Annotated in this window: 18 protein-coding genes; 11 read left to right on the top strand and 7 right to left on the bottom strand. The window is 48.3% G+C overall.

Annotated features, from left to right (window positions below; genetic code table 11):
- From FYJ53_RS11440 to FYJ53_RS11425, 4 genes are all read left to right on the top strand, one after another.
- Positions 1-1,074, top strand: coding sequence for a glycosyltransferase (locus FYJ53_RS11440; RefSeq protein WP_148428394.1), 1,074 nt, complete (start codon positions 1-3; stop codon positions 1,072-1,074).
- 13 nt (positions 1,075-1,087) lie between these two features.
- Entirely contained in the window at positions 1,088-2,182 is a 1,095-nt protein-coding gene (locus tag FYJ53_RS11435; protein WP_148428392.1) for a glycosyltransferase, read from the top strand.
- Between the two features lie 4 nt (positions 2,183-2,186).
- Positions 2,187-3,551 (top strand): lipopolysaccharide biosynthesis protein, encoded by a 1,365-nt coding sequence (locus FYJ53_RS11430; protein WP_154557346.1) that lies wholly within the window; start codon positions 2,187-2,189, stop codon positions 3,549-3,551.
- A gap of 111 nt (positions 3,552-3,662) precedes the next feature.
- On the top strand, positions 3,663-5,096 hold the full coding sequence (locus tag FYJ53_RS11425; protein ID WP_154557345.1) for a sigma-54-dependent Fis family transcriptional regulator: 1,434 nt from the start codon (positions 3,663-3,665) through the stop codon (positions 5,094-5,096).
- Between the two features lie 98 nt (positions 5,097-5,194).
- On the opposite strand, the gene FYJ53_RS11420 is transcribed toward FYJ53_RS11425, so the two are convergent.
- The 5 genes from FYJ53_RS11420 to FYJ53_RS11400 all read right to left on the bottom strand — a co-directional run bounded on the left by FYJ53_RS11420 (position 5,195) and on the right by FYJ53_RS11400 (position 12,791).
- Positions 5,195-6,781, bottom strand: coding sequence for a BCCT family transporter (locus tag FYJ53_RS11420; protein WP_013382786.1), 1,587 nt, complete (start codon positions 6,779-6,781; stop codon positions 5,195-5,197).
- A gap of 164 nt (positions 6,782-6,945) precedes the next feature.
- Complete coding sequence (locus tag FYJ53_RS11415; RefSeq protein WP_013382785.1) at positions 6,946-8,565, bottom strand: BCCT family transporter; 1,620 nt, start codon at positions 8,563-8,565, stop codon at positions 6,946-6,948.
- A gap of 166 nt (positions 8,566-8,731) precedes the next feature.
- The gene (locus FYJ53_RS11410) at positions 8,732-10,012 is read right to left on the bottom strand and encodes an MFS transporter (protein WP_123876106.1); all 1,281 of its coding nucleotides are present in this window, start codon (positions 10,010-10,012) and stop codon (positions 8,732-8,734) included.
- A gap of 104 nt (positions 10,013-10,116) precedes the next feature.
- Positions 10,117-11,526, bottom strand: a complete 1,410-nt coding sequence (locus tag FYJ53_RS11405) for a trimethylamine methyltransferase family protein (protein WP_013382783.1) — start codon at positions 11,524-11,526, stop codon at positions 10,117-10,119.
- A gap of 365 nt (positions 11,527-11,891) precedes the next feature.
- A complete protein-coding gene (locus tag FYJ53_RS11400) occupies positions 11,892-12,791 on the bottom strand; it encodes a DMT family transporter (protein ID WP_013382780.1) in 900 nt (299 codons plus the stop codon).
- Positions 12,792-12,968: 177 nt separating this feature from the next.
- Here FYJ53_RS11400 and rd point away from each other — a divergent pair, with 177 nt between their 5' ends.
- From rd to trxA, 6 genes are all read left to right on the top strand, one after another.
- The gene (rd, locus tag FYJ53_RS11395; RefSeq protein WP_013382779.1) at positions 12,969-13,130 is read left to right on the top strand and encodes a rubredoxin; all 162 of its coding nucleotides are present in this window, start codon (positions 12,969-12,971) and stop codon (positions 13,128-13,130) included.
- 128 nt (positions 13,131-13,258) lie between these two features.
- The gene (locus tag FYJ53_RS11390) at positions 13,259-13,771 is read left to right on the top strand and encodes a hypothetical protein (RefSeq protein ID WP_013382778.1); all 513 of its coding nucleotides are present in this window, start codon (positions 13,259-13,261) and stop codon (positions 13,769-13,771) included.
- A gap of 145 nt (positions 13,772-13,916) precedes the next feature.
- Positions 13,917-15,080 (top strand): exonuclease SbcCD subunit D, encoded by a 1,164-nt coding sequence (locus FYJ53_RS11385; protein WP_090411948.1) that lies wholly within the window; start codon positions 13,917-13,919, stop codon positions 15,078-15,080.
- On the top strand, positions 15,077-18,247 hold the full coding sequence (locus FYJ53_RS11380; protein WP_148428386.1) for an AAA family ATPase: 3,171 nt from the start codon (positions 15,077-15,079) through the stop codon (positions 18,245-18,247). The genes FYJ53_RS11385 and FYJ53_RS11380 overlap by 4 nt, the downstream gene beginning before the upstream one ends.
- Positions 18,248-18,288: 41 nt before the next feature.
- Positions 18,289-18,846, top strand: a complete 558-nt coding sequence (locus FYJ53_RS11375; protein WP_148428384.1) for a flavodoxin family protein — start codon at positions 18,289-18,291, stop codon at positions 18,844-18,846.
- Positions 18,847-18,857: 11 nt separating this feature from the next.
- Positions 18,858-19,181 carry a thioredoxin gene (gene trxA, locus FYJ53_RS11370; RefSeq protein WP_013382774.1) on the top strand — a complete coding sequence of 108 codons (324 nt, stop codon included), beginning with the start codon at positions 18,858-18,860 and terminating at the stop codon, positions 19,179-19,181.
- A gap of 60 nt (positions 19,182-19,241) precedes the next feature.
- Here trxA and nagA read toward each other — a convergent pair whose 3' ends face one another.
- Positions 19,242-20,357, bottom strand: a complete 1,116-nt coding sequence (gene nagA / locus FYJ53_RS11365) for an N-acetylglucosamine-6-phosphate deacetylase (protein WP_013382773.1) — start codon at positions 20,355-20,357, stop codon at positions 19,242-19,244.
- The gene (gene nagB / locus FYJ53_RS11360) at positions 20,354-21,094 is read right to left on the bottom strand and encodes a glucosamine-6-phosphate deaminase (RefSeq protein ID WP_090411937.1); all 741 of its coding nucleotides are present in this window, start codon (positions 21,092-21,094) and stop codon (positions 20,354-20,356) included. Before nagB ends, nagA begins: the two co-directional genes overlap by 4 nt.
- Positions 21,095-21,341: 247 nt before the next feature.
- Between nagB and FYJ53_RS11355 the strand changes: the two genes are divergently transcribed.
- A complete protein-coding gene (locus tag FYJ53_RS11355) occupies positions 21,342-22,019 on the top strand; it encodes an N-acetylmannosamine-6-phosphate 2-epimerase (protein WP_013382770.1) in 678 nt (225 codons plus the stop codon).
- The last annotated feature ends 35 nt before the right edge of the window (positions 22,020-22,054 follow it).

The following is a 22,054-nucleotide window of genomic DNA, read 5'->3' as shown; positions in this document are numbered from 1 at the left end:
ATGAGGCTGTTAATTATCGTGGATGATTACAGTGGCGGCGCGGGAAATATGGCGCAGCTGCTGGCATTGAATGGAAAAAAGCAGGGTCTTGACGTGAGCCTGTTGCCGCTCTGGGTAAAGTCGCGTCCCCGGTATAACCTGAGTGGGATTAAATGTTTTGAAAACCGTGCGGCAAACCTAAAATCAAGGGTTCTGAATCTTCTGAGAGCCATGGTTTTTATCCGGAGAACGGTGGCGGCTGAGGATTTTGACGCGGTGGTCTCCTTCATCACCAACAACAGTATACTGGCTGTTTTTGCTCTGCTTGGGAAAAAGATACCGGTGATCGCCTCGGAAAGGCATAATATAAAAGCCCGGATACCTGAAGGCATGTGGCGGCTTCTGATGCGGCTTGCCTACTGCAGAGCCTCCCGTGTGACGGTACAGTTTGAACATTTCCGGGATTTTGATAAAGGCCGCTTCAGGCATAAAACAGTGGTGACGCCGAATATCATACAGGCGGCCTCGGCGGTCAAAGATTACCGGAGACAGGAGGATACTCCGGTTATCCACTTCGCCTCCTGCGCCCGCCTTGTCCCGGTCAAAGGGCTTGATACGATGATTGAGTGTTTTAAAAAAATTCATGACCATAATCCCCGGACACAGCTGAATATTTACGGAGAGGGGAGGGAAAGAAAATACCTGCAGGGGCTGGTCATCCGCTATGGACTGGAGGACACGGTGCTGCTGAGAGGAAAGACCAGCAACCCTTATGCTGAGCTTGTAAAGAATGATATCTATCTGATGACCTCAGAGCAGGAGGGATTTCCCAATGCTCTTGGGGAAGCCATGGCTGTGGGACTGCCCTCAGTAGTTTTTGAATGCCATGAGGGCATCAGAGACTTAGTGGGGGCAGGCGGTTTTGCCGTACAGCCGGGCGACCAGCAGGAATTTATGAAGAAAGCTTTATTATTATGCCAAGACAGCGAACTTCGGGAAAAGATGGGGAAGGAGGCTCTGAGCAGATCAAAGCGCTACCGTCCGGAGCGGGTTTTAAAAATCTGGAAGAAGTGTATCGGGGAGGCCATCTGCTGAGGAGGTTTAACGAATGAAAATTTTATGCTTTATCGATAACCTGGGGTCTGGCGGCGCCCAGCGGCGCTTCACGAATTTGGCGGTGCTGTTCAGAAAAGCGGGGCATCAGATCTCCTTCCTGACTTACAGCGAGGGTGATTTTTTCAAAAAAACTTTGGATGAAGCCGAAATTCCTGTGACAAAAATCAGCGTCCCCTCCAAGGTTTTTAAATTTTTACAGATCATCCGTTTTCTCAGGAATTTTGACGGTGACGTGGTGATTTCTGTGATGGAGTCCCCTAATGCTCTGGCCTGTCTGGCAAAGATAAAGTCAACGGGCTGGAAGCTGATCACAACGGAAAGCAGCAGCCGGGAGCAAACTTTCCAGTCGTTCAAAAGAAAGGTGGCAAACCGACTCGAGCGCAGAACAGACGCTAAAATCTGCAATTCAGAGAGGGCGCGCGGTATGTGGCTCAGGCATTACCCGGATTATGCCGATAAGCTGAAGGTAATCTATAATCCCGTGAGCCTGACCGGATACAGTCAGAAAAGGTCTTCTGAGGAGCAGGAGGTTGTCCGGCTTTTGGTCGCCGCAAGTTATCAGCCAATAAAAAATGTGGTCGGGGTGATCGAGGCGGTCCACACTCTGCCAGAAGCTGTCCGGAAAAAGCTGAGAATTGACTGGTATGGCAGAAAAGAAGCCATACGGGGAGATGATCAGACCTACCGCAACGCGGATAAAAAGATTATAGATTATGGTCTGGAAAAAACAATCCATCTCCACAGCGAGACGCCGTTTATTTATGAAAGGATGGCTGAGGCAGATGCGGTCGCACTTTTCAGCAAGGCTGAAGGCCTGCCTAATGTAATCTGCGAGGGGATGTGCCTTGGGAAACCCATTGTCATGAGCTTCGTCTCAGACTACAGGGTTATTGTGAACGGCAACGGGATCTTGTGCGATCCCCATGAAGTGCCGTCAATGGCAGAGGCACTCATGAAAATAGCTGGAACCTCAGAGGAGGAACGGCGCATAATGGGGCAGAAATCAAAAGAAATGGCCCAGTGCCTTTTTGATCCAGCGGTGATCCGGGATCAATGGCTGGCGGTAATGGAAAATGAGATGAGGTGATGGCGTGAGCCGGATAGAGGGAATTGTAAGATTGTTTTTTGGAAAAAAGGAAAGCTGTTCTGAGGCGGAAATAAAACAAAAAAGGCAGCGCGGTGTTATTCTGACCGCCGGAGCAGCAGCGGTATCCAAAGTTTTTATGACATTGATCCCCCTGATTACAGTTCGGATCACTCTGGATTATCTGGGGATAGAGCTCTACGGCTTATGGAATGCGGCCACCTCGTTTTTTGCCATGTTTTCCTTTGCGGATCTGGGGCTTGGAAGCGGTCTGCAGACAGAGTTAAGCCGTGCTGCAACTTTTGGGGATGGGGAAGTCAACCGAAAGATTATAACAAGCGTCTATGTCATGCTGGCAGGTGTGGCATTCCTGATGTCCGTTTTTTGGGGGCTGGCGTATCCCTTTGTGGACTGGCCCGCGGTGTTAAACGTCCAGGATGGTGAAGGTGCACAGATGGCAGGCTGTGTGCTGTTTGTGATTGTGGTGCCGACTATTATCAATATTCCCGCGTCTTTAATCCAGCGGACACAGCTGGCTCTTCAGGAGGGATACCGCTACCATTTATGGCAGTGTGCTGGAAGCTGTCTGGGGCTTTTACTGGTACTGCTTGTGGCAAAGATTAATCTGGGACCGGTGGTTATGATTGGTGCGGTATCTTCTGTGACGGTGGTTACTGCGATTTTAAACTCCTTTGTGTACTACGGTTTTCAACAGCCCGGGCTCCGCCCGTCACTCCGCTTTTTTGATTCACAGATATCGAAAAGGCTGCTGCAAACCGGACTTGCTTTTTTTGTCCTGTCTGTTTTGACAGCCCTGAGCCTGTCTCTGGACAATTACCTGGTGGGAAAGGCTGCCGGAATGGATGCGGTGACTCCTTATGCCCTGCAATATAAAATTGCAGGCATGATCAGCACAGTGACGCTGATGCTCAGCACACCCATGTGGACAGCAAACGGCGAAGCACTGAGCCGGGGCGACTATGACTGGGTAAAAAAGGCGACCCGCAAAGTCGTCTGGATATCTCTGCTGTTTTCAGCATCGGCGTCGGTCGGGTGCCTGTTGTTTGCAAAGCCAGTGCTGGATATTTTGTCTGGCGGGGCAGTTGCTGTATCCTACGGGACGCTGCTGGGGATGTGTCTGATGCAGGTACTGCTGTCTTTTACAAGTCCCTTTTTTATGGTACTCAACGGCGCCAAAATTATCCGTTTTCAGGTGGTCATGTATCTGGTTTTCGCGGCGGTATCTCTGCCCCTGAAAAGCTTTTTTGCGGAAATGCTGGGGCCCGCTGCCATTGCCTGGACCGGGGCAGTCTTTTATCTGTTCTTTATCACTGTCCCCACCTTTTTAAGAGCCCGGAAAGTATTCTTATAAAAACAGCCAGGCTGTGATTTTAGGTAGAAAAAACGGGCCTTTCTATGATATAATACTTCTATTGAAACCGTATAGCGTTTGAGAGGATTCAGAAGACAACAGAGGTGCCTTATGGGAAAAATAAACAAAGAATTTGGAATTGATGAGGAGTACCTGGAATATCTCCGTTCCATTCCGGTGGACGTCTATATTAAAATTCTGGAAAACTGTTCATCGGATGTATATGTGATGGACAAAGAAGGGAAGATTATTTATGTTAATCCCAATTCCATCCGCCATTATGGGGTAGACCCGAAAGAGATGATCGGTCAGAATAACTACTCTTTCAGAAAAGGGAAGTGGACGCCAACGGCTCTGGAAAAGTGTGTCGGGGAAAAACGGACTGTTTTTGCGGAGCAGAACTATCTGCTCATTGGAAAAAGCGTTTCAACGGTGCTCACGCCCATTTTTGATAAGGATGGGGAGATTGAAATGGTCGTGACCATTGCCAATGAAATCCCTGAAAAATATGACATGACCTGGCGAAAGCTGGACGGTGAAAAGAGTAAAGCCGGGAGCAGGAGCAAAACCCACACAATAGAGGCTGAGGACGGCAAGGACGATGATGAGATTGTCGGTCAGAGCTATATTTTCTGCAAGATTCTGCTGACCATCAAAAAAGTTTCAGAGTCCGGCGTCCCGATTCTTTTAACCGGAGAGTCGGGGGTAGGTAAGACACTGATTGCCGAATATGTGCATAAAACGAGCCTGAGGGCCTCAAAGCCGTTCTGGGCTATTAACTGTGCCACGATACCGGAAAACCTTCTGGAATCGGAATTATTCGGTTATGCGCCCCATGCCTTTACAGGAGCCAGCGCCAAGGGGAAGGTCGGCCTTGTGGAACTGGCCGATGGTGGCACGCTGTTCCTTGATGAAATCGGTGAGATGGCCCCGGGGCTTCAGGCCAAGCTGCTGGACGTTCTGGAAAACAAGCGCTTTATCCAGGTGGGCGGAAGTGAAATGAAACATGTGGATATCCGTATTGTGGCGGCTACCAACGCCAACCTCGAAAAACTGGTCTCGGAAAAGAAGTTCCGCTCAGACCTGTACTGGCGGATCAACACCATCAATATTGAGATTCCTGCTCTCAGGGAGCGCCGGGAAGATATTCTTCCTTTGACAGCCTATTTTCTGAAAAAATATAATAAAAAATATGGAAAAGACATTGATTTTTCTCCCAAGTCCATGGCGATCCTTATTGCCTACGACTGGCCGGGAAATATCCGGCAGCTGAAGAATCTCATTGAGCGGACGGTTCTTCTGTCCACCAGCGGCCCGGTTGCGCCGAAAGAGCTGCCAGAATTTATGATCGAGGGTACGGCCATGGTAGAGGAGACCTATAAGGAAAGCTATGATTATATTCTGGAAAGCGTTGGGAAACAGCTGATCCGTGAGTCCTATAAAAAACACAGAAACATGAAAAAGGTCGCTGAAGATCTGGACATCAGCCATTCCAAGGCTTTTCGGCTGGTAAGTGAATACTGTAAGGATTTAATGAAAAAATAGAGAATTTAGATTAAGTGTTTATTAAAAAAATATCAGCATTAAAATAAAAAAGAGGCAAAGCAAGGCGTTCTGAGACAGATCGCTTACTTTGCCTTTTTTTATTTTTTGTCAGCATGTGGTAAGGTAAAATCACCCGGTTCAAAATCTGGTGTGGGGTCTTTTTCCTTTTCAATAATCTGCGCCCGCGTCAGGCTTCCAAAGTCCTTTCTCATCCATTTATACAGAGATACAACACAGAGGATGAGCGTTACAGACACCGGGAGCGCTGATATAATAATGGCCGATTTAAGAGAATCCAGCGGCGCCTTTGCAAACATGAGACACAGCGGAATCGCGGAAATGACAATGGCCCAGAACAGTTTGAGATGGTTCGGTGGGATTTCGTCATCCTTAATATTTTTGATGGAAGCCGCGGACAGAGTAAAGACAGCGGAATCCAGAGTGGTGATGAGCAGCATGGTGCCAGTGAGAAACCATACAAGCAGGATGATTTTCCCGAGTGGCAGGGCCGCGATAACCGTTGAAATAACCTGTTCCGGACTCTGGGTCTGGAGGATTTCGACAAAGTTAAAGGAGCCGGTAAGCTGCAGCTGGAGTCCGTAGTTGGACAATACACCAAAGAACAGAAGTGTGCTGAGCATACCTGCGCCAGTGATGCTCAGGATAACCTCTTTGATGGTACGCCCCTTGGAGATTTTGGCAATGAAGATCCACATCCAGGGAGCCAGGGTAATCCACCAGGCCCAGTAAAAAACGGTCCAGTCTGCTGTAAAACCAGTTTTGATAATGGGCTCAGTTTCGGTGATCATGGGCACAAAATTAGAGAGCATCATCCCAAAGCTCTTGATGGTATTTTCAAGCTGGAATTGAGGCCCGCCAAAAATAAAAACATAAGCCAGTAAAAAGAAACACAGGTAAATGGTGGAGTCTGAACAGAATTTCATTCCCTTTTCAAGCCCTGCATAGGAACTGGCGGTAAAGAATATGGTGACTGCGACCACCATAACGACCTGCATAATAAAGTTATCGGGTGTGCCGAGACTGGTGTGCAGATTGTTGACCAGCATTGGAACCCCTGTTCCAAAGGTTAAAATAATACCTGAAACGATTCCAAAAATAAAAATAATGTTAATGATCTTATTCCAGATTGGCCGGCCGCCGGTAACACCTTCACAGCCGTTTGCCAGTGAGAGGCCCTCCTGTCTGCGGACATAAAAACGGTAGGCCAGAGGAATGGTGCCAATGGCATAGATTCCCCAGGCGGGAACGCCCCAGTGGAAAAAGTTGTAGGATACAGCGACCTGCGCGGCAGCGATGCTCTCGGGTGTAATGCTCTGGGGCGGCGTGATGTAGTAATAGACCCATTCGAGAACGGCCCAGTACAAAAGCGCAGCACCCATCGTTGCGCAGAAGATCATGGCGATCCAGCTGAAGGTTTTGTACTCCGGCTTATCCTTGCCGAGCTTGATATTCCCAAATTTGGAAAAAGCAACGGCGAAGTTAAAGACGAAGATACCGATGGTGATTACAATAAAGTAAACGCCCATCTTGGTTGTAATGAAAATTCGAATATTATTCAGAATTTCCGTCGCTGCTGTGGGCATCAGTATGATATACACACTGAAGACAGCAACCAGTGCCAGAGTGATAATGATTGCCCATTTGTCAATTTTATATTTTTTCATGGGTTTATACCTCCTTTGATATGCAAAGATAAGCTAGCTAGGAAAATCTTTACATTCGCAAGGTATTATTATTTTACTATATTTTTGGTGTTTTGTCCAATGCTCCTTCATTAAAGTTACTAATAAAGCCTGGATGCTATAAAAACATCCAGGCTTTATAAAAATCACTCGTGTTCATTCAACGCATCGATCACACTTGCTTTTTCACATGAACTCGGGGAGAGCGGTTCTTTTTCAGGGAAGTCTGGAACCGTTTCCTTTTCCTTGCGGGTGATTTCATCTCTTGTCATGTCACCGTAATCCTGCTTCAGCCATTTAAAAATGGAAATGATGCAGAAAATCAGCGTGATGGAAACCGGAATCGCTGTGATGATAATGGTCGATTTCAGCGAATCCAGCGGAGCCTTGGCAAACATCAGGCACAGCGGAATCGCAGCGATGATGACAGCCCAGAAAAGCTTCAGGCTCTTGGGCGGTATCTCATCAGTTTTCAGGTTGGTAACTGAGGCAGCCGCCAGTGTGAACACAGCAGAGTCCAGCGTAGTGACCAGCAGCATAAGACCGACGATAAACCAGACAAAGAGCACAATTTTGCCGAGCGGAAGTGCCATAATAGCCGAGGAGATGACCTGCTCAGGACTCTGGTTCTGCAGAATGGAGACAAAGTCAAACTGTCCGGTCAGCTGTAAATTCAAGCCGTAGTTTGAAAGAATACCAAAGAAGAGTACGGTGCTGATGAGACCGGCCAGGGATATGGTGAGAACGACCTGCTTGATGGTGCGGCCCTTGGAGATTTTTGCGATAAAAATCCACATCCAGGGCGCCAGTGTAATCCACCAGGCCCAGTAAAAGACCGTCCAGTCTGCGGTGAATCCAGTTTTAACAATAGGTTCTGTCTCAAAGATCATCGGGACAAAGTTGTTAATCATAAGTCCGAGGCTTTTAATGGTATTTTCAATCTGGAATAAAGGGTTCCCGAAGATAAATACAAAAGCCAGAAGGATAAAAAAGAGGTATGTTGTAGAATCTGAACAGAATTTCATCCCTTTGTCAAGGCCGGCATATGAGCTGAGCGTAAAAATAAAAGTGACGACCACCACCATGATTACCTGCATGATGAAGGTATCTGGCGTTCCAACGCTGTTGTGCAGATTATTGACCAGCATTGGAATCCCTGTTCCAAAGCTGATGATAATGCCGGATACAATACCAAAAATAAAAACGATATTGATGATTTTATTCCAGACAGGCTTTCCGCCCGTAACCCCTTCACAGCCACCGGCCAGAGAAAGGCCGTCTTTCTGGCGGATGTAGTAGCGGTAAGCAATGGGGATTGTGCCAATGGCATAGATCCCCCAGGCCGGAATACCCCAATGGAAAAAACTGTAGGATACGGCAACCTCCGCGGCTGCCATACTCTGCGGGTCCAGCCCCATTGGCGGACCGGTATAATAATAAACCCATTCCAGTGTGGCCCAGTACAGAATACTGGTCCCCATGGTGGCACAAAAGATCATGGCAATCCAGCTAAAGGTTTTGTAATTTGGGTCGCCCTTGCCGAGTTTAATGTTTCCATATTTAGAGAAGGCAAGACTGATGTTTACAGCAAAAATACCGATGGTAATCAAAACAAAGTAAAACCCCATTTTGGATGTTGTAAAAACGCGCAGGTTATTGAGCGTTGCAGTTGCCTGCTCCGGCAGGAGTACAATGTAGATACTGAGCGCCAGTACAATGATCAGCGTAATAATAATAGCCCATTTGTCGATTTTAAATTTTTTCATAAGTCCGCCCCCTTCTGTCTTTCACAATCACACATTAGCATTCGTAAGATAATTGTATCTTACTACGATTTGATGGTTTAGTCCAATGATTTAACGGATAAATTATGGTAAACAGGCTATTTTATATTTTTGCGGGAAGGCCGTAGCCTCCCCGCGCAGGTGTATGCTATTTATCTTCAGGTTGAATATTCTTTTTCTTAACATAGATACGGATAGCCACCGAGCAGAGTACCGCGATGATGGAAGCTGCGATCAGGAAACATCCAAAGCTCATCTGATAGCCAAGCATACCCGGATGCTGATCCAGCCAGTTACCAGTGATAACTGGTACAAACATATCCGGAATAAAGGCGATAACCGACAGGATACCTGTAGCGGCACCGAAGATGGTAGTGGGAACACCAGACTCAGTGAACTGTGAGGACGCAACGCCATAAGCGCCGGTCAGGAAGAAACCAACCGCCAGAATAAGTATGATGGCGATCATCAGCATAGCGGCTGTGGTTGGCAGGAAGATCAGAATAGCTGAGCACACAGCGGTTAAGGCCATGATCAAAATGAGTACCTTGGCCGGTGAATTGATTTTTGTGGCAATACTGCCGATGATGGGCGCAGAGAGCAGGGCGATACCATATGTACGGATCATGCCAACGGTTGAGGTAATACCCATGGAAGCGCCAAAGACGTCAGTCAGATATGGTGTGGTGTAGGCCATTGCGGCATAGGCGCAGTAGACAAAGAACATGGACGCAGTGGTCAGCCAGACACCAGGATGCTTGATGGCTTCTTTAAATTCATTGAGGTTAAAGCCCTGTCCCTCTTTGATTTCATCGTCGAATTTTGGAACAAAAAGCAAGGTGGCGATACCAAAAATAACATTTAAAATAGCGCTGACAATCAAGACAACAATAAAGCCAGCCGCGGAGTCAGATACAAAGGCGTTGAAAATCTGCTGAGAGACAAAGCCCAAAAGCAGGCCGCCGACGCCATAAATCCCGTAGCTCAGGCCAATGTTTCGCGAATAGGTGCTGTCATCGCTGACCAGGCGGATCAGCTTATAACGGATACCCCAGAAAATAAGGGTACTGGTAACGCCGAGAAGGCCAAAAATGATCATGATGCTGGTGTAGGACGGAAGCGTCGCGAACCAGCAGATAACGGCAGCGGTGGTGAAAAAACCAACAGCTGCAAGATATTTTGCCCGGATCTTATCTGCGATAATCCCTCCCGGAAGATAGCAGATCGTGGCGACCAGGCCGTAAATACCACCGGTGGCGCCGAGCTGGGCGTTGTTGATGTTCAGGCTTGTCATCATGGTGTCATAAAACGAAAAACGGAAGTAAATAATCTGAAAAAGAACGGCCGAGCCGAAGCTGACCAGGAAAACAATCAGCATGGTTCTGAATTTGCTTAAATCGTCCTTATTGATAACACTTTTATTCATCATAGGTCTCCTCTCTCCTTGATAAAAAATTAGTGCAAAATAAGTTCTGGTATTGCCGAATCCCTATTTTGCACTAATAAAATGGGTTAGTTAATTCGTTAAGGAATTTAGAATCTGAATTCTTCAGGAATCAAATCTGCAATCATTTTTTCCTGGAATGCTTCGAGCTTGGTTGGCAGTTCGTAGTTGGCTACGCGGTCCTGCCAGGCTTTGCGTGCAAGTTCCTGTACAGTTGGACTGCCAGCAGCTTCCCAGTTGCCGATGGATTGACGGTTGTACAGTGGTGGCAGGAAGTAGTCCGCCTTATACAGCTTATTGGTACGGGCGATATAGTTTGTTTTGTGTTCAACTTTTTCCATTTTGTCCATCATGAGTGTCTGGTCATTGATGGTGGTTCCCTTTAAGAGATGTTTGACAATGCGGGCAGTTTGTTCATCGAGCATATATTTTTCATAGCCTAAAGCACCGTAGGAATCTAAGATACCGCCGAGCATGTATAATTGTTCAGGTTCTACCATATAGCCGGATAAGCAGATCAGCATGGATTCAGCGCCGCTCTGGTAGTCGTCCTGTTTGGCGTCTGCGAGACAGCCGTTGGCACGGCAAGGCAGTCCGTAGAAGTCTGCCAGTTCACGCATGGTACAGAAGGACTGGAAGGTTTCAGGTCCGCCACATACGCACAGAGAGTATCTCAAGTCACATTCAAGAGAGCTTAACTGGTAGATAACCGGTGCGCCTGGCTGAACAAGCTGAGACAATACGAGACCGGCCAGCAGTTCGGTATTGTTCTGAACAGTGGTGGAAGCCAGGGTCGGCGGAGAAGTCATGCCGGCTAAGCCAACGCCTGTGATAACCAGGGCCTGGCCCATTCTGGCGTAGGTGATGATGGTATCACACATTTCCTTGTTCCATGCAAATGGAGCGGAGTTGGTGGCCAGAGTAATGGTCTGGCAGTGTTCGTGGTCGTCATTGAAGTCCTGAACCAGCTTGATGAATTTTTCACAGCGTTCCTTGGTACCATTGTGACCACCGATTAATTTATCAGAATATTTCAAGTTTGCCAGTGTTGTCCATTCGGTATGGATCTTAGTCGGAATATCGTTTGGCACGACGATGTCCGCGTCGATCAGGTGCATGATGTCGCTGTCCTGATGAATTTTAATAAAGTTGATATAATCTTCAGCGTTGGCCTTGCGGTATTCGCCATTATCCAGAACATTGACTGGACCCAGTGAAGACTGAACCATCATTTCCTGACCAACACCTGTTGTGAATTTCATACCCCTTGAATACATATCAAAGGTCTTTGGAACCAGAGCCACACATTTTTCGACCAGGTCTTTGTCGATATAAACGATCTTGCCGTCTACCTTACAGCCTGCTTTTGCTAAAATATCGCGTGCTTCTTCGTTATCAAATAAAATCCCCTTATTTGCGAGCAGATACAAGCTTTTGTCGTGAATGAGTTCGATGTCCTCTTTGCGAGTGAATAAATTGGAATAAAAGTTACGTGTCATAATCATTACCCTCCATGATCATTATATGTTTTTTCTTATGCCTTTATATAACGCAAGTCCCGTGCCAAAAAATCAAAAGCGAAGGAATGGCTAGAATCAGCCATTTTTTGTAAAAATAAATTTTAAAGGATTTCAAAGATGAAATATGAAGATTTTTATCCATGTTTTTAGATTTCTATTTTAAAATTTACAATATTTTACGAAAAATAGAATAAATCTTTTTGAAAGAAAATGGTTTGCCCTATATATAATAAGGAAGGACAGAGATATTTACAGGAGATGAAAAGCTAAATATAAAGCCGGAAAACGCAGCGCGCTCTCCGGAAGAAAATAAAATTTAAAGTTAAAAAAATTCAAAAATGAAATCAGCCTTCAGGTTCGATTTCATCTTCAGAATTGCCCGAAGGCTTTTCCGGCAGTGCGGTCAGACAGACTGATGCAATCACCAGAGCCGCGCCGAGCAGCTGCAGCGCCGTGAATGTCTCACCGAGTACCAGGGCGCTGAAGACAATGGTGACGACCGGCACAAAATTGACGAGGATGGTCACAGTAAGAATAGGGATGCTCCGCAAGGCATACATATAGGTGAGGTTGGCCGTGGCGGAGACCAGTACAGCCAAAAACAGGAAATTGATGATGATCTCTCCGGTAAAAAGGCTGAAGTCCGGTGGGAAGGCGAAGGCCAGCGGCAGTGTAACTCCCGCAATGCAGGCCGAGAGGTAGGTGGTGATATCCAGCCCTGTATAACGGCTGTAAAGAGGCTTGGCCAAATAATTATATAAAAGCCAGCCAAGGCCTGATAAAATCATGGCGCCGCATCCCCAGGGGTTGATCTCAATCTCAGAAAGCCCCACAATCATGATAACGCCCACTACGGAAAAGGCCACAGCACCTGCCTTTATGAAAGTAAACCGCCGTTTAAGAATTACCGTGTCAATGAGCATGCAGAAAATCGGCACAAGACTCAATAAAATAGAGGCCATGGAGGCTCCGGTCAGGTCTACACCCACCGCCTCAAACACATAATAGCCTGTAAAGCCGATAAGCCCTGCGATTAAAACACGGGGAAGATCCTTTTTCAGAAGCCGCTGCTCTGGTTCGAGCTTTCGCTTGACCAGAAACAGAATGATCGCCGCAATGGCAAAGCGTCCGAAAATTAAAGCGTATACCGAAAAAGCCTGAAGACAGATTTTTGTACTGATAAAAGAAATGCCCCAGAAAACCAGGGTGTAAGAAATAGCCAGATAGGGTTTTATTTTTTGCATAAGTGCCTCCGATGACAGGTGTCGAAAACTATTATACCTTAAAATCCCGAAATATTTAAGTTTCCATTGAAAAATAGCGAAAATTTCGTTATAATTGCGGTAACGGAGTTTAAAATCAAATTCTCCGGGGTATATACAAGATAAATAAATTCTAGACCTTCGAAGGAGGAGAAAAAAATGCAAAAATATGTATGTGATATCTGTGGTTATGTTTATGATCCCGCTGTAGGTGATCCTGATAATGGTGTAGCTCCTGGAACAGCTTTCGCTGATCTGCCGGAAGATTGGGTTTGCCCGGAATGCGGCGTCAGCAAAGATGAATTTTCACCGGAAGCTTAATTAAGGCTTTTGAATAAGTCCCTGGATTGCCGGGGATTTTTTATTTTTTGCGGTTTCTGACGGCCTTGCAAAACTTCCCTAAATCGGGTATGATAATTGAAAAGAATCGATTATCAAGGGAGATTATTATGGCAGTTAAAGCAAGAGAAGAGGTCCGCAGCCGTGAGTTCAGCGCCATTGGCATGATACTTATCGGGCTGTTTGTCGTGGCCTATGTATTTATTTATAACCGCTCCATCAGCCAGATGGATGACTACGCTTTAAAAACAGGGATCGGTATCGCGGCTCTGATCGTGATGATTGTAGTGTTTGTCGTGATTCTCAGGTTTATTACCACCGGGTTCTTTATGCTGCTGACGCATCAGAGCCTGAATATTGAGCGGAAAATCTTTTTCTGGCGCAAGGAAGTTGCAGATATTCCGGTCAAGGCAATGTTTGATGTGGTGCCGGAAGATGCCTTTAAGGGGATTAACGGCAAGGTTAAGAATTATACCGTTGCCCGGATTGAGAATAAAGCCAAGTATGTGGTACTCTACCGGGAGGGAGACCAGGTACGCGGCGCCAAAATCCAGTGCTCTTCCAAATTTCACAAGGCATTGAAAAGCGTGGTCAGCCAGAACAAAAACGCCAAAAAAGCTTAAGGGGTAATTAAGCAAAAAGCAGTATGATAATGACGTAAACAAGTTACCCTCTTTCAAAATTTTTACAAACCAGCCGGAGTATTCTTACTCCGGCTTTTGTGTTTTTTGCCTGAATCCGCTATACTTGTCATAAAGGAGAACGATCATGAAAATACTACACACCTCAGACTGGCATATTGGCCGGACACTCAATGAAAAAAGCCTGCTGGAGGATCAGGAGGCTCTGCTCACACAGCTGCTCACCTGGCTTGACCGGGAGCGGCCGGACATCCTTTTAGTCGCCGGCGATATCTATGACCGGTCGGTCCCTTCCAGGGAGGCGCTGGGGCTGGTGGACACAGTACTTTCTGAAATTATTCTCAGGCTGGGGATACCGGTTCTGCTCATCGGCGGCAACCACGACGGTCGTGAGCGGCTGGCCATGAATGGTGGTATTCTTGAAAAGCAGGGACTCCATATCGCGGGAAATTATCTGCCGGGGCAGGAGCCTGTGACACTGAGCGATGACTGGGGCGAGGTCTGTTTCTGGAGTGTGCCTTTCATCAAGCCGGTGGAATACCGGAGCCTGATGAAGCTTGAAAAGCCCATGGGCTACGATGAGATGTACCGGGAGATTACCGCTGAGATCACCGGGCGTATGGATACATCCAAACGTAACGTTCTGGTCTCTCACGGCTTGATTTTAGGTAATATGGCGGATATTCAGACCATTGACGATTCAGTCAGGCCCATTGAGATCGGCGGCATTGAGTACGCCTGCGCCGAGATCTTCGAGGCCTTTGACTATGTAGCACTGGGGCATCTGCACAGGCCGCAGAAGGTGCTGTGGGACAAGGTGCGCTACTCAGGGTCTCTGCTGAAATATTCCTTTTCGGAGTGGAATCAGAAAAAATCCGTGACGCTGGTGGAGCTTGGTGAAAAGGGCGCGCTGAGTCTGGAGCCGGTGAGCTTTAAGCCGCTGCGTGACCTGCGCGTCATCCACGGAAGACTTGAAGAACTGACGGCCCTTGAGGCCTATGAAGCCGAAGGCCGGGAAGATTACCTGAAGGTGATTCTGGAGGATCAGGAGCGGCTGGTAAACCCAATGGACAAGCTCCGCAGGGTTTATCCGAATGTGCTGGAGATGGCCTATGAGAAACGGGAGAAAACCGAGGCTCAGAAGAGCAGCCGCCGTATCAAGGAGCGGATACAGGACCCGCTGAAGCTGTTCGAGGATTTTTACGCCTTTGTCAACGGAGAGGCCATGCAGGCGGACGAGCAGGCAGTGATTACGGAGCTGCTTGAGACCACCATGGAGGAAGAAAGATGAAACCCATTGCCCTTTACATGCACCATTTTGGCCCTTTTATGGAGGAGCAGATTGATTTTACAAAGCTGGACAAGGAACTTTTTCTGATTACCGGCCCCACCGGCAGTGGGAAAACCACTATTTTTGACGGGCTGTGTTACGCGCTGTACGGCGAGGGCAGCAATACTTTCCGGCAGTCAAGAGAGATGAAAAGCCAGTTTGGCGATCCGCTGGAAATGATGTGGGTGGATTTTACCTTTGAGCTGCGGGAAAAGACCTATCGTATCAGGCGAATCCCTGAGCAGGATCGGAAAAAAGAGCGCGGACAGGGCACTGCCCGGCAAAAGCACGAGGCGGCGCTGTACGAGATAGCGGGTAGTGAGGAAAAACTGATTTCCGCCTCAGTAGCTGAGGTGGGAGAAAAGATCCAGGAAATCCTCGGCATCAATGCCAACCAGTTCCGCCAGATTGTCATGCTGCCTCAGGGGGAGTTCAGCCGTCTTTTGAAAGCAAAGGAGGAGGAACGGGTTGAGCTCTTAAAAAGTATTTTTCGGATGGATTTGTACAATAACCTCAAGGATAAGGTAGCCTCAGGCCTGCGGGAAATCCGAGGACGCCACAATGACTTAAGCGTTGAGATGGAAACGGAGCGCCAGCACATCAAATGCGGCGGAGACTCCGAGCTTGCGGACACCCTGACACAGAATGATAAAACCATGGATTACGTGCTGGATTTAACCCGGAAAGAAATCGAGGCTGACACGGCCAAAATTGATGCGCTGGCAGAACAGGAGAAAGAGGCTGTCCGGTCACTGGAGCAGCTGCGCATCACTCTGACCGCCGGCGAGCAGATTAACAGCCGGTTTGAACAGCTGGAAAACCAAAGGAAACGCCTGAAGGCGCTGCAGGATGAGCAGGATGTTATCCGGGAAAGAGAAGAGGCCCTGGCCCTGTCAAAGAAAGCACTGTCGGTCAAACCCTATGAGGAAGCCTGGAACCGGGCCTACCGCAAGAAGGAAGGGGCAGCGGCAGAGCTTGAAATGATTAAAGAGCGGCTGGAAAGCTGTCAGAAAGACCTTGAAAAATCAAAAGCAGAATACGAGGCAGTCAGCGCACCCGCATACAGCGCGGTTGTTGAGCAGCTTCAGGAAAAGCTCGACATTGAAAAGAGGCTGTCCGAAAGCCTGCGTGCTTTTGAGGAAAAGCACACTGGATTACAAAGACGAAGCGGGGAGCTGGCACAGCTCGAGGAAAAAGGAAAACGCCAGCAGGAAGACAGTGAGTCCTTAAAAAAGCTGGAGCATGAGAGCTACACGCTGGATAAGGAAATATTCGAGCTGGAAAAAGCTTTTCAGCGAAGCGGCCATGAGCTGGAAAATCTGACTAGCCGGCAGAAGCGGGTGGAGGAGGCTCTGGAAATTTACAGTGTCATCGAAAACCGTGAGCGCCGGATTACAGCCCTGAGAAAGGAATGGAAGGAAAACCAGAACCGCATCAAGGTACAGGAGGCCGCCTGTCAGGCTTTAATTGAGAAGCAGCGGCAGCAAACCGCCGCGGGACTGGCCGCAGGGCTTGAGGAGGGACAGCCCTGCCCGGTGTGCGGCAGCGTCCACCATCCCCGGAAGGCCGAGCTCCAGGAGTCTGTCGATGCGTCGGCTCTGGCCGAGATGACAGAGGCTTTGAATACACTCAAAATTAAAAGCGGCTCCCTGAAAAATGAGGGTACCCTGCAGCGCAAAGAAATCGAGACACGCCAGAAAGAGCTTTCAGGCCGACTTGCGGAAATGATGGATACCGTGGATAATGTGCTTCCAGATAAAGCGGAAGTGACCAGACTGCAAAAGCATCTGGAGGAGAGCTTTGAGGTTCTGCACGCCAGATGTCAGAATGCTGAGAAGGAGCTCAAGGCCAGGCAGAAGGAAAAAGGCGGCCTGGAGTCTGTGGCAAAGAAACTGAAAACTCAGCTGGAAAGCTACGGGGCATTGGAGGGACAGCTGAGGGAAGCCCGGGAAGAAACTGGGCTGCTGCGCGGGCAGCTCTCCCAGATGGAGGAACAGATAACAAATCTGGCGGAGGCTTTAAGATTTCCGCCCGAAATGGAAAACCCAAAGGCGTTTTTGAAAAAAGTTGAAAGCTTTGAGCGCAATACCAGTGCGTTAATCGCTGAAAAGAAGGGGTATAAAGATAACATTCAGGCCAACCACCAGAAGCTGCTGCAGGAGGAAGCCGTACAGGCAGCCAACTTCAAAAATGGCAGTCAGGCTTTGGAAAAGGCCGCCGAGGAAGAAATCAAGCAGAGTGAAGACTACAGCAGAGCCCTCAGAGATGCGGGGCTTACATCGGAAATCTATGCGGGCTGCCATAACATGAGTGATGAAGCGATCCAGACAATGGAAGCCGGGCTGGAGCAGTACCGGTTTAACCTCAAAAGCACTGCCGAAAGGGTGCAGGAGCTTGAGGACGGGCTCAGGGATAAGAAACCCGTTGAGCTTACGCGTTACCGTGAAGACCAGCAGGCACTGGAAGCGCAGATTGAAGGCTGCCGCCGGGAGATAACGCTTCTGAATGAAAAGATCACCCAGAACCGTCAGCAGATCGGGAAAATAGAGGGATTGGTACAGGAACTGAAAGAGGTCGAGCGCCTTCAGGGAATTTACACCCATCTGGACCAGACCATTAAGGGAACCTTGGCAGGAAAGCCAAAGATCAGCTTTGAGCGGTATATCCTGTCTGCGTATTTGCAGGATATTCTGGAAAGCGCCAATGTTTTTCTGGAAAGAATGTCCTCAGGACGCTACCGCTTGGAGGTCATGGGTGACTTCAAGCAATCCGGCAACCGCGGCCTTGAAATCGAGGTGGTCGATGCCTATACCGGGCTGCGCCGCAGCGCCAACACCCTGTCGGGCGGGGAAACCTTTATGGCGGCACTGTCCATGGCCCTCGGACTTTCGGATATTGTTCAGTCCTACGCAGGCGGCATTTCACTGGATACGATTTTTATTGATGAAGGTTTTGCCACCCTGGACCCAGAGGCCCTTGATAATGCCATCAGCTGTCTGCTGTCCATCAAAAATGACGGCCGTACCGTGGGCATCATCTCTCACGTCGAAGAGCTCAAGGACCGTATTGATACCAAAATTATTGTGGAAAAAACCGAAGCGGGAAGTCATATTGACATTTCCTGTTAAAGGGTTTAGGATAGAGTTACCAACAGGACGAGGAGAAAAGAATGAAAATTACCGCGATTATGGGAAGCCATCGGAATAATGGCCACACCAGTAAAATACTGAATTATTTTCTGGAGCAGATCCGGGAGGATAACGAGCTCCGACTCATCAATGTAAACAAGGTGCATGTGGAGCACTGCAAGGGCTGTGATTACTGCATTCCCCATCAGGGCGAGTGTGTGATCAAGGACGATGATATGACATGGATCTACGACGATTTTATGGACTGTGATCTGTTGGTCATTGCAAGCCCTGTGTACTTTACCGCGTTTCCCTCCAAGCTGAAAACTGTTATTGACCGGACTCAGATGATCTATAATCTGGAGGATCACTCCCATATTCCAAATAAGAAAATCATTTTTATCGGAGTGGGCGGCGCCCCGGCCTACGGGCACCAGTTCAAAGGCATGGAGTACACGCTGGAATGGTATTTGAAAAATCTGAACGCCGTACCCATGGGCTTTGTGGAGATTTCCCACACCGATGAGACGCCGGCACTTGAAAATAAAAAAGCTGTCGCAGAGCTGGATGCGCTGGCACAGCAGATTAAAAATTTATAGGAGGCATTAAAATGGCAAAGAAAGTAAATTCAAGCGAGTTTAAGAGTGAAGTTTTAGATCATAAAGGCGTTGTCCTGGTCGACTTTTTCGCGACCTGGTGCGGACCCTGTAAGGCTTTAACACCCATTGTGGACAAGCTGTCTGAGGAAATGAGCGGCAAAGTAAAGATCGTCAAGGTTGATATTGATGAAAACAGCGCCCTGGCCACAGAATACCGTGTCATGAGTGTCCCGACCATGAAGCTGTTCAAGAACGGTGAGGTGGTAGAGACCCTGGTTGGTTTGAGACCAGAGTCCGAGCTCAGAGATAAGCTGAATTACTACTCAGCGGAATAGAGTAATAAAAAACAGAGACCCCGGTCAAGGCTGCCAAGAGCAGTCCTGACCGGGGCTTTTTCATACCATGGATTTTCCCTTGATAAAAACTTTCACAACATTCAGGCTTTTATCAAGCAACACCATATTGGCGAGCTTGCCGGGTTCCAGACTGCCCAGACGGTCAGACTCACCGATGACGCGCACCGGATTGACAGCCGCAGCCTGTACCGCGTCTGCCAGAGGAATGCCAAAGGCCACAGCGTTTCTCAGACAGTCCATAAGATTGGTAACTGAGCCTGCCAAAGTGCCGTCCGCGAGGGTTGCCCGGTTTCCGTGGACATGTACAGACTGTCCGCCGAGAGTATAGTCGCCGTCGTCCAGACCTGTGGCCCGCATGCTGTCGCTGATGAGAACAATGCGTTCGGCTGAGAAAAGCCTGAAAGCCGCCCGGACCATAGCCGGGGCGACGTGAACACCATCGCAGATGAGCTCGGCCGTAACGCCGGGATGGTCAAAGGCCGCGCCGATGAGCCCAGGCTCCCGGTGGTTAAAGGGCGGCATGGCGTTAAAGAGGTGCGTTACATGGGAGGCCCCCAGATCAAAGGCATTGGAGGCTGTCTCAAAAGAGGCTTCGGTGTGGCCGAGTGAAATGACGGTTTCATCTTTCAGGGCAGTGATGAACTCAGAGGCGCCGGCAAGCTCAGGCGCCAGGGTGACCAGCTTGATACGGCCGCCTGAGATGGCGTTCAGCCGGCGGAACATCGGGATATCCGGCGGCATAAGATAACGGGCGTTTTGTGCGCCTTTCTTTTTTTCGGCGAGAAAAGGCCCTTCCATGTTGACGCCCAAAAGCATGGCGCCGGCTTCCTGCTCTTGGTGGGCAGCGTTTTCGAAAATGCCAGACAGCTTTTTTTCAGAAAAGGTCATGGAGGCAGGCACAAAGCCTGTCACACCACTGCGTGCCTGGTAAGCCGCTATGGCCTCAAGAGTATCTTCGGCGGCGTCACAGAAATCATGGCCCATGCAGCCGTGAAGGTGGATATCGGTGAGCCCGGGAATGGCGTAGAGGCCGGAGGCATCAAAAATTTTAGAATCCCCGGCAGCAGGCTCAGAGATCACGCTGCCGTTTACTGCCAAATCCCCTTTTTTAAAGGTATTTTCCGGCGTATAGATCAAAGCGTTCTTTAGAATCATCTCTGGACCTCGTTAATAATGGACAAGGCCGCTCTGTCCGCTACGACTATCAAATGGTTATGGAGCTGTAAAATGGATGCCGGAACCTGTGGCGTGATGGGACCATAAAGGCTTTTGCAAAGGGCCTCGGCTTTCGCTGGCCCGCTGACGACCATCAGGATACAGTGAGCCTGCATGATAGCTTTAATTCCCAGCGTATAGGCATGGCGCGGCATTGTCTGAGGACTTTCAAAATAGCGTGCGTTGGCCTGGAGGGTACTTTCGGTCAGCGCGACACAGTGGGTCTCTTTTTCAAAGGCTTCGCCGGGTTCGTTAAAGCCGATATGTCCATTGCGTCCGAGGCCAAGGAGCTGGAGATCAATGCCGCCGGACTCTGCAAGAAGAGCGTTGTAGCGCAGACATTCTTTGTGGGTATCGGTCTCCATGCCGTTTGGCAGGTGGGTGTTTTCTTTTTTGATATTGACGTGGTCAAACAGGTGGCTGTCCATAAAATAACGGTAGCTCTGGGGATGGCTGCCGGCAAGGCCCTTATATTCATCCAGGTTGATCGAGCGCACCCCGGAAAAATCCAGGTCACCTTTTTTATACCATTCCACCAGCTGGGCATACAGCCCCTCAGGGGTTGAACCAGTGGCCAGTCCAAGGGTACAGTCAGGTTTCATGATAATCTGTGCCGAAACAATATTTGCCGCTTTTCGGCTTAAATCTTCATAATTTTCCGCAGAATATATTTTCATTGTGTTTTGCCTTTCTGGTTAACTTGTTTTGTTTGTTGTGTCCATTATAGGTAGGATAAAGAAAAATTTCAACGGAAGAAAAATTTTAGTAAGAACTTTCAAAAGAAAACGTTTAGATTTTAATATTAAAGGATTTCAGACATAAATAAGAAAGAACTTTCTAAAAATAAATAAATATTGAAAATAAAGATCAAAGAGAATATACTGGTTTCAACAGCAAGAAGTACAAAGGAACAGGAGTTTTAAAATGGATATACAGAATCATTTAATCGTTTCATGCCAGGCCCTGCCCGACGAGCCGCTGCATTCCTCATTTATTATGGGACGGATGGCCAAAGCAGCAGAGGAAGGTGGCGCGAGGGGGATCCGCGCGAACACAAAGGCCGACATTACTGAGATAAAGAAAAACGTAGATCTGCCAGTGATTGGAATTGTCAAAAAAAATTATGCTGACAGCGAGGTTTACATTACGCCCACCATGGCGGAAGTGAAGGAGCTGGCAGAAGCCAGGGCAGAGATCATCGCTATGGACGCAACGGTTAACCTGAGACCGGGAAAGATAACTTTGGATCAATTTTTTAAGACAGCCAGAGAGCAATATCCAAACCAGATGTTCATGGCGGACTGCTCGACCGTTGAGGAGGCCCTGCACGCCGCGGCCATTGGCTTTGATTTTATCGGGACAACACTGGTGGGCTATACAAAACAGAGCGAGGGAATGAGAATTGAAAACAATGATTTCGAAATCATTCGGGAAATCCTTAGAAAAAGCAAGACTCCGGTCATTGCCGAAGGCAATATCAATACGCCGGAGAAAGCGGCGAGAGTGCTGGAGCTCGGCTGCTACAGCGTTGTGGTGGGGTCGATTATTACGAGGCCGCAAGTCATCACCCGTAATTTTGTAAAAGCCATTGAGGCGCGGTAAGGTCACTGCGTTCAGGTTTAATATAATAATTTTTT

The organism is Eubacterium sp. BL-380-WT-2B, from assembly GCF_009696115.1.
In the GTDB taxonomy this organism is placed as follows: Bacteria; Bacillota; Clostridia; order Eubacteriales; family Eubacteriaceae; genus Eubacterium; species Eubacterium callanderi.
Note: the sequence above shows the minus strand (reverse complement) of the source record. Positions and strands in the feature narration are given on the sequence as shown.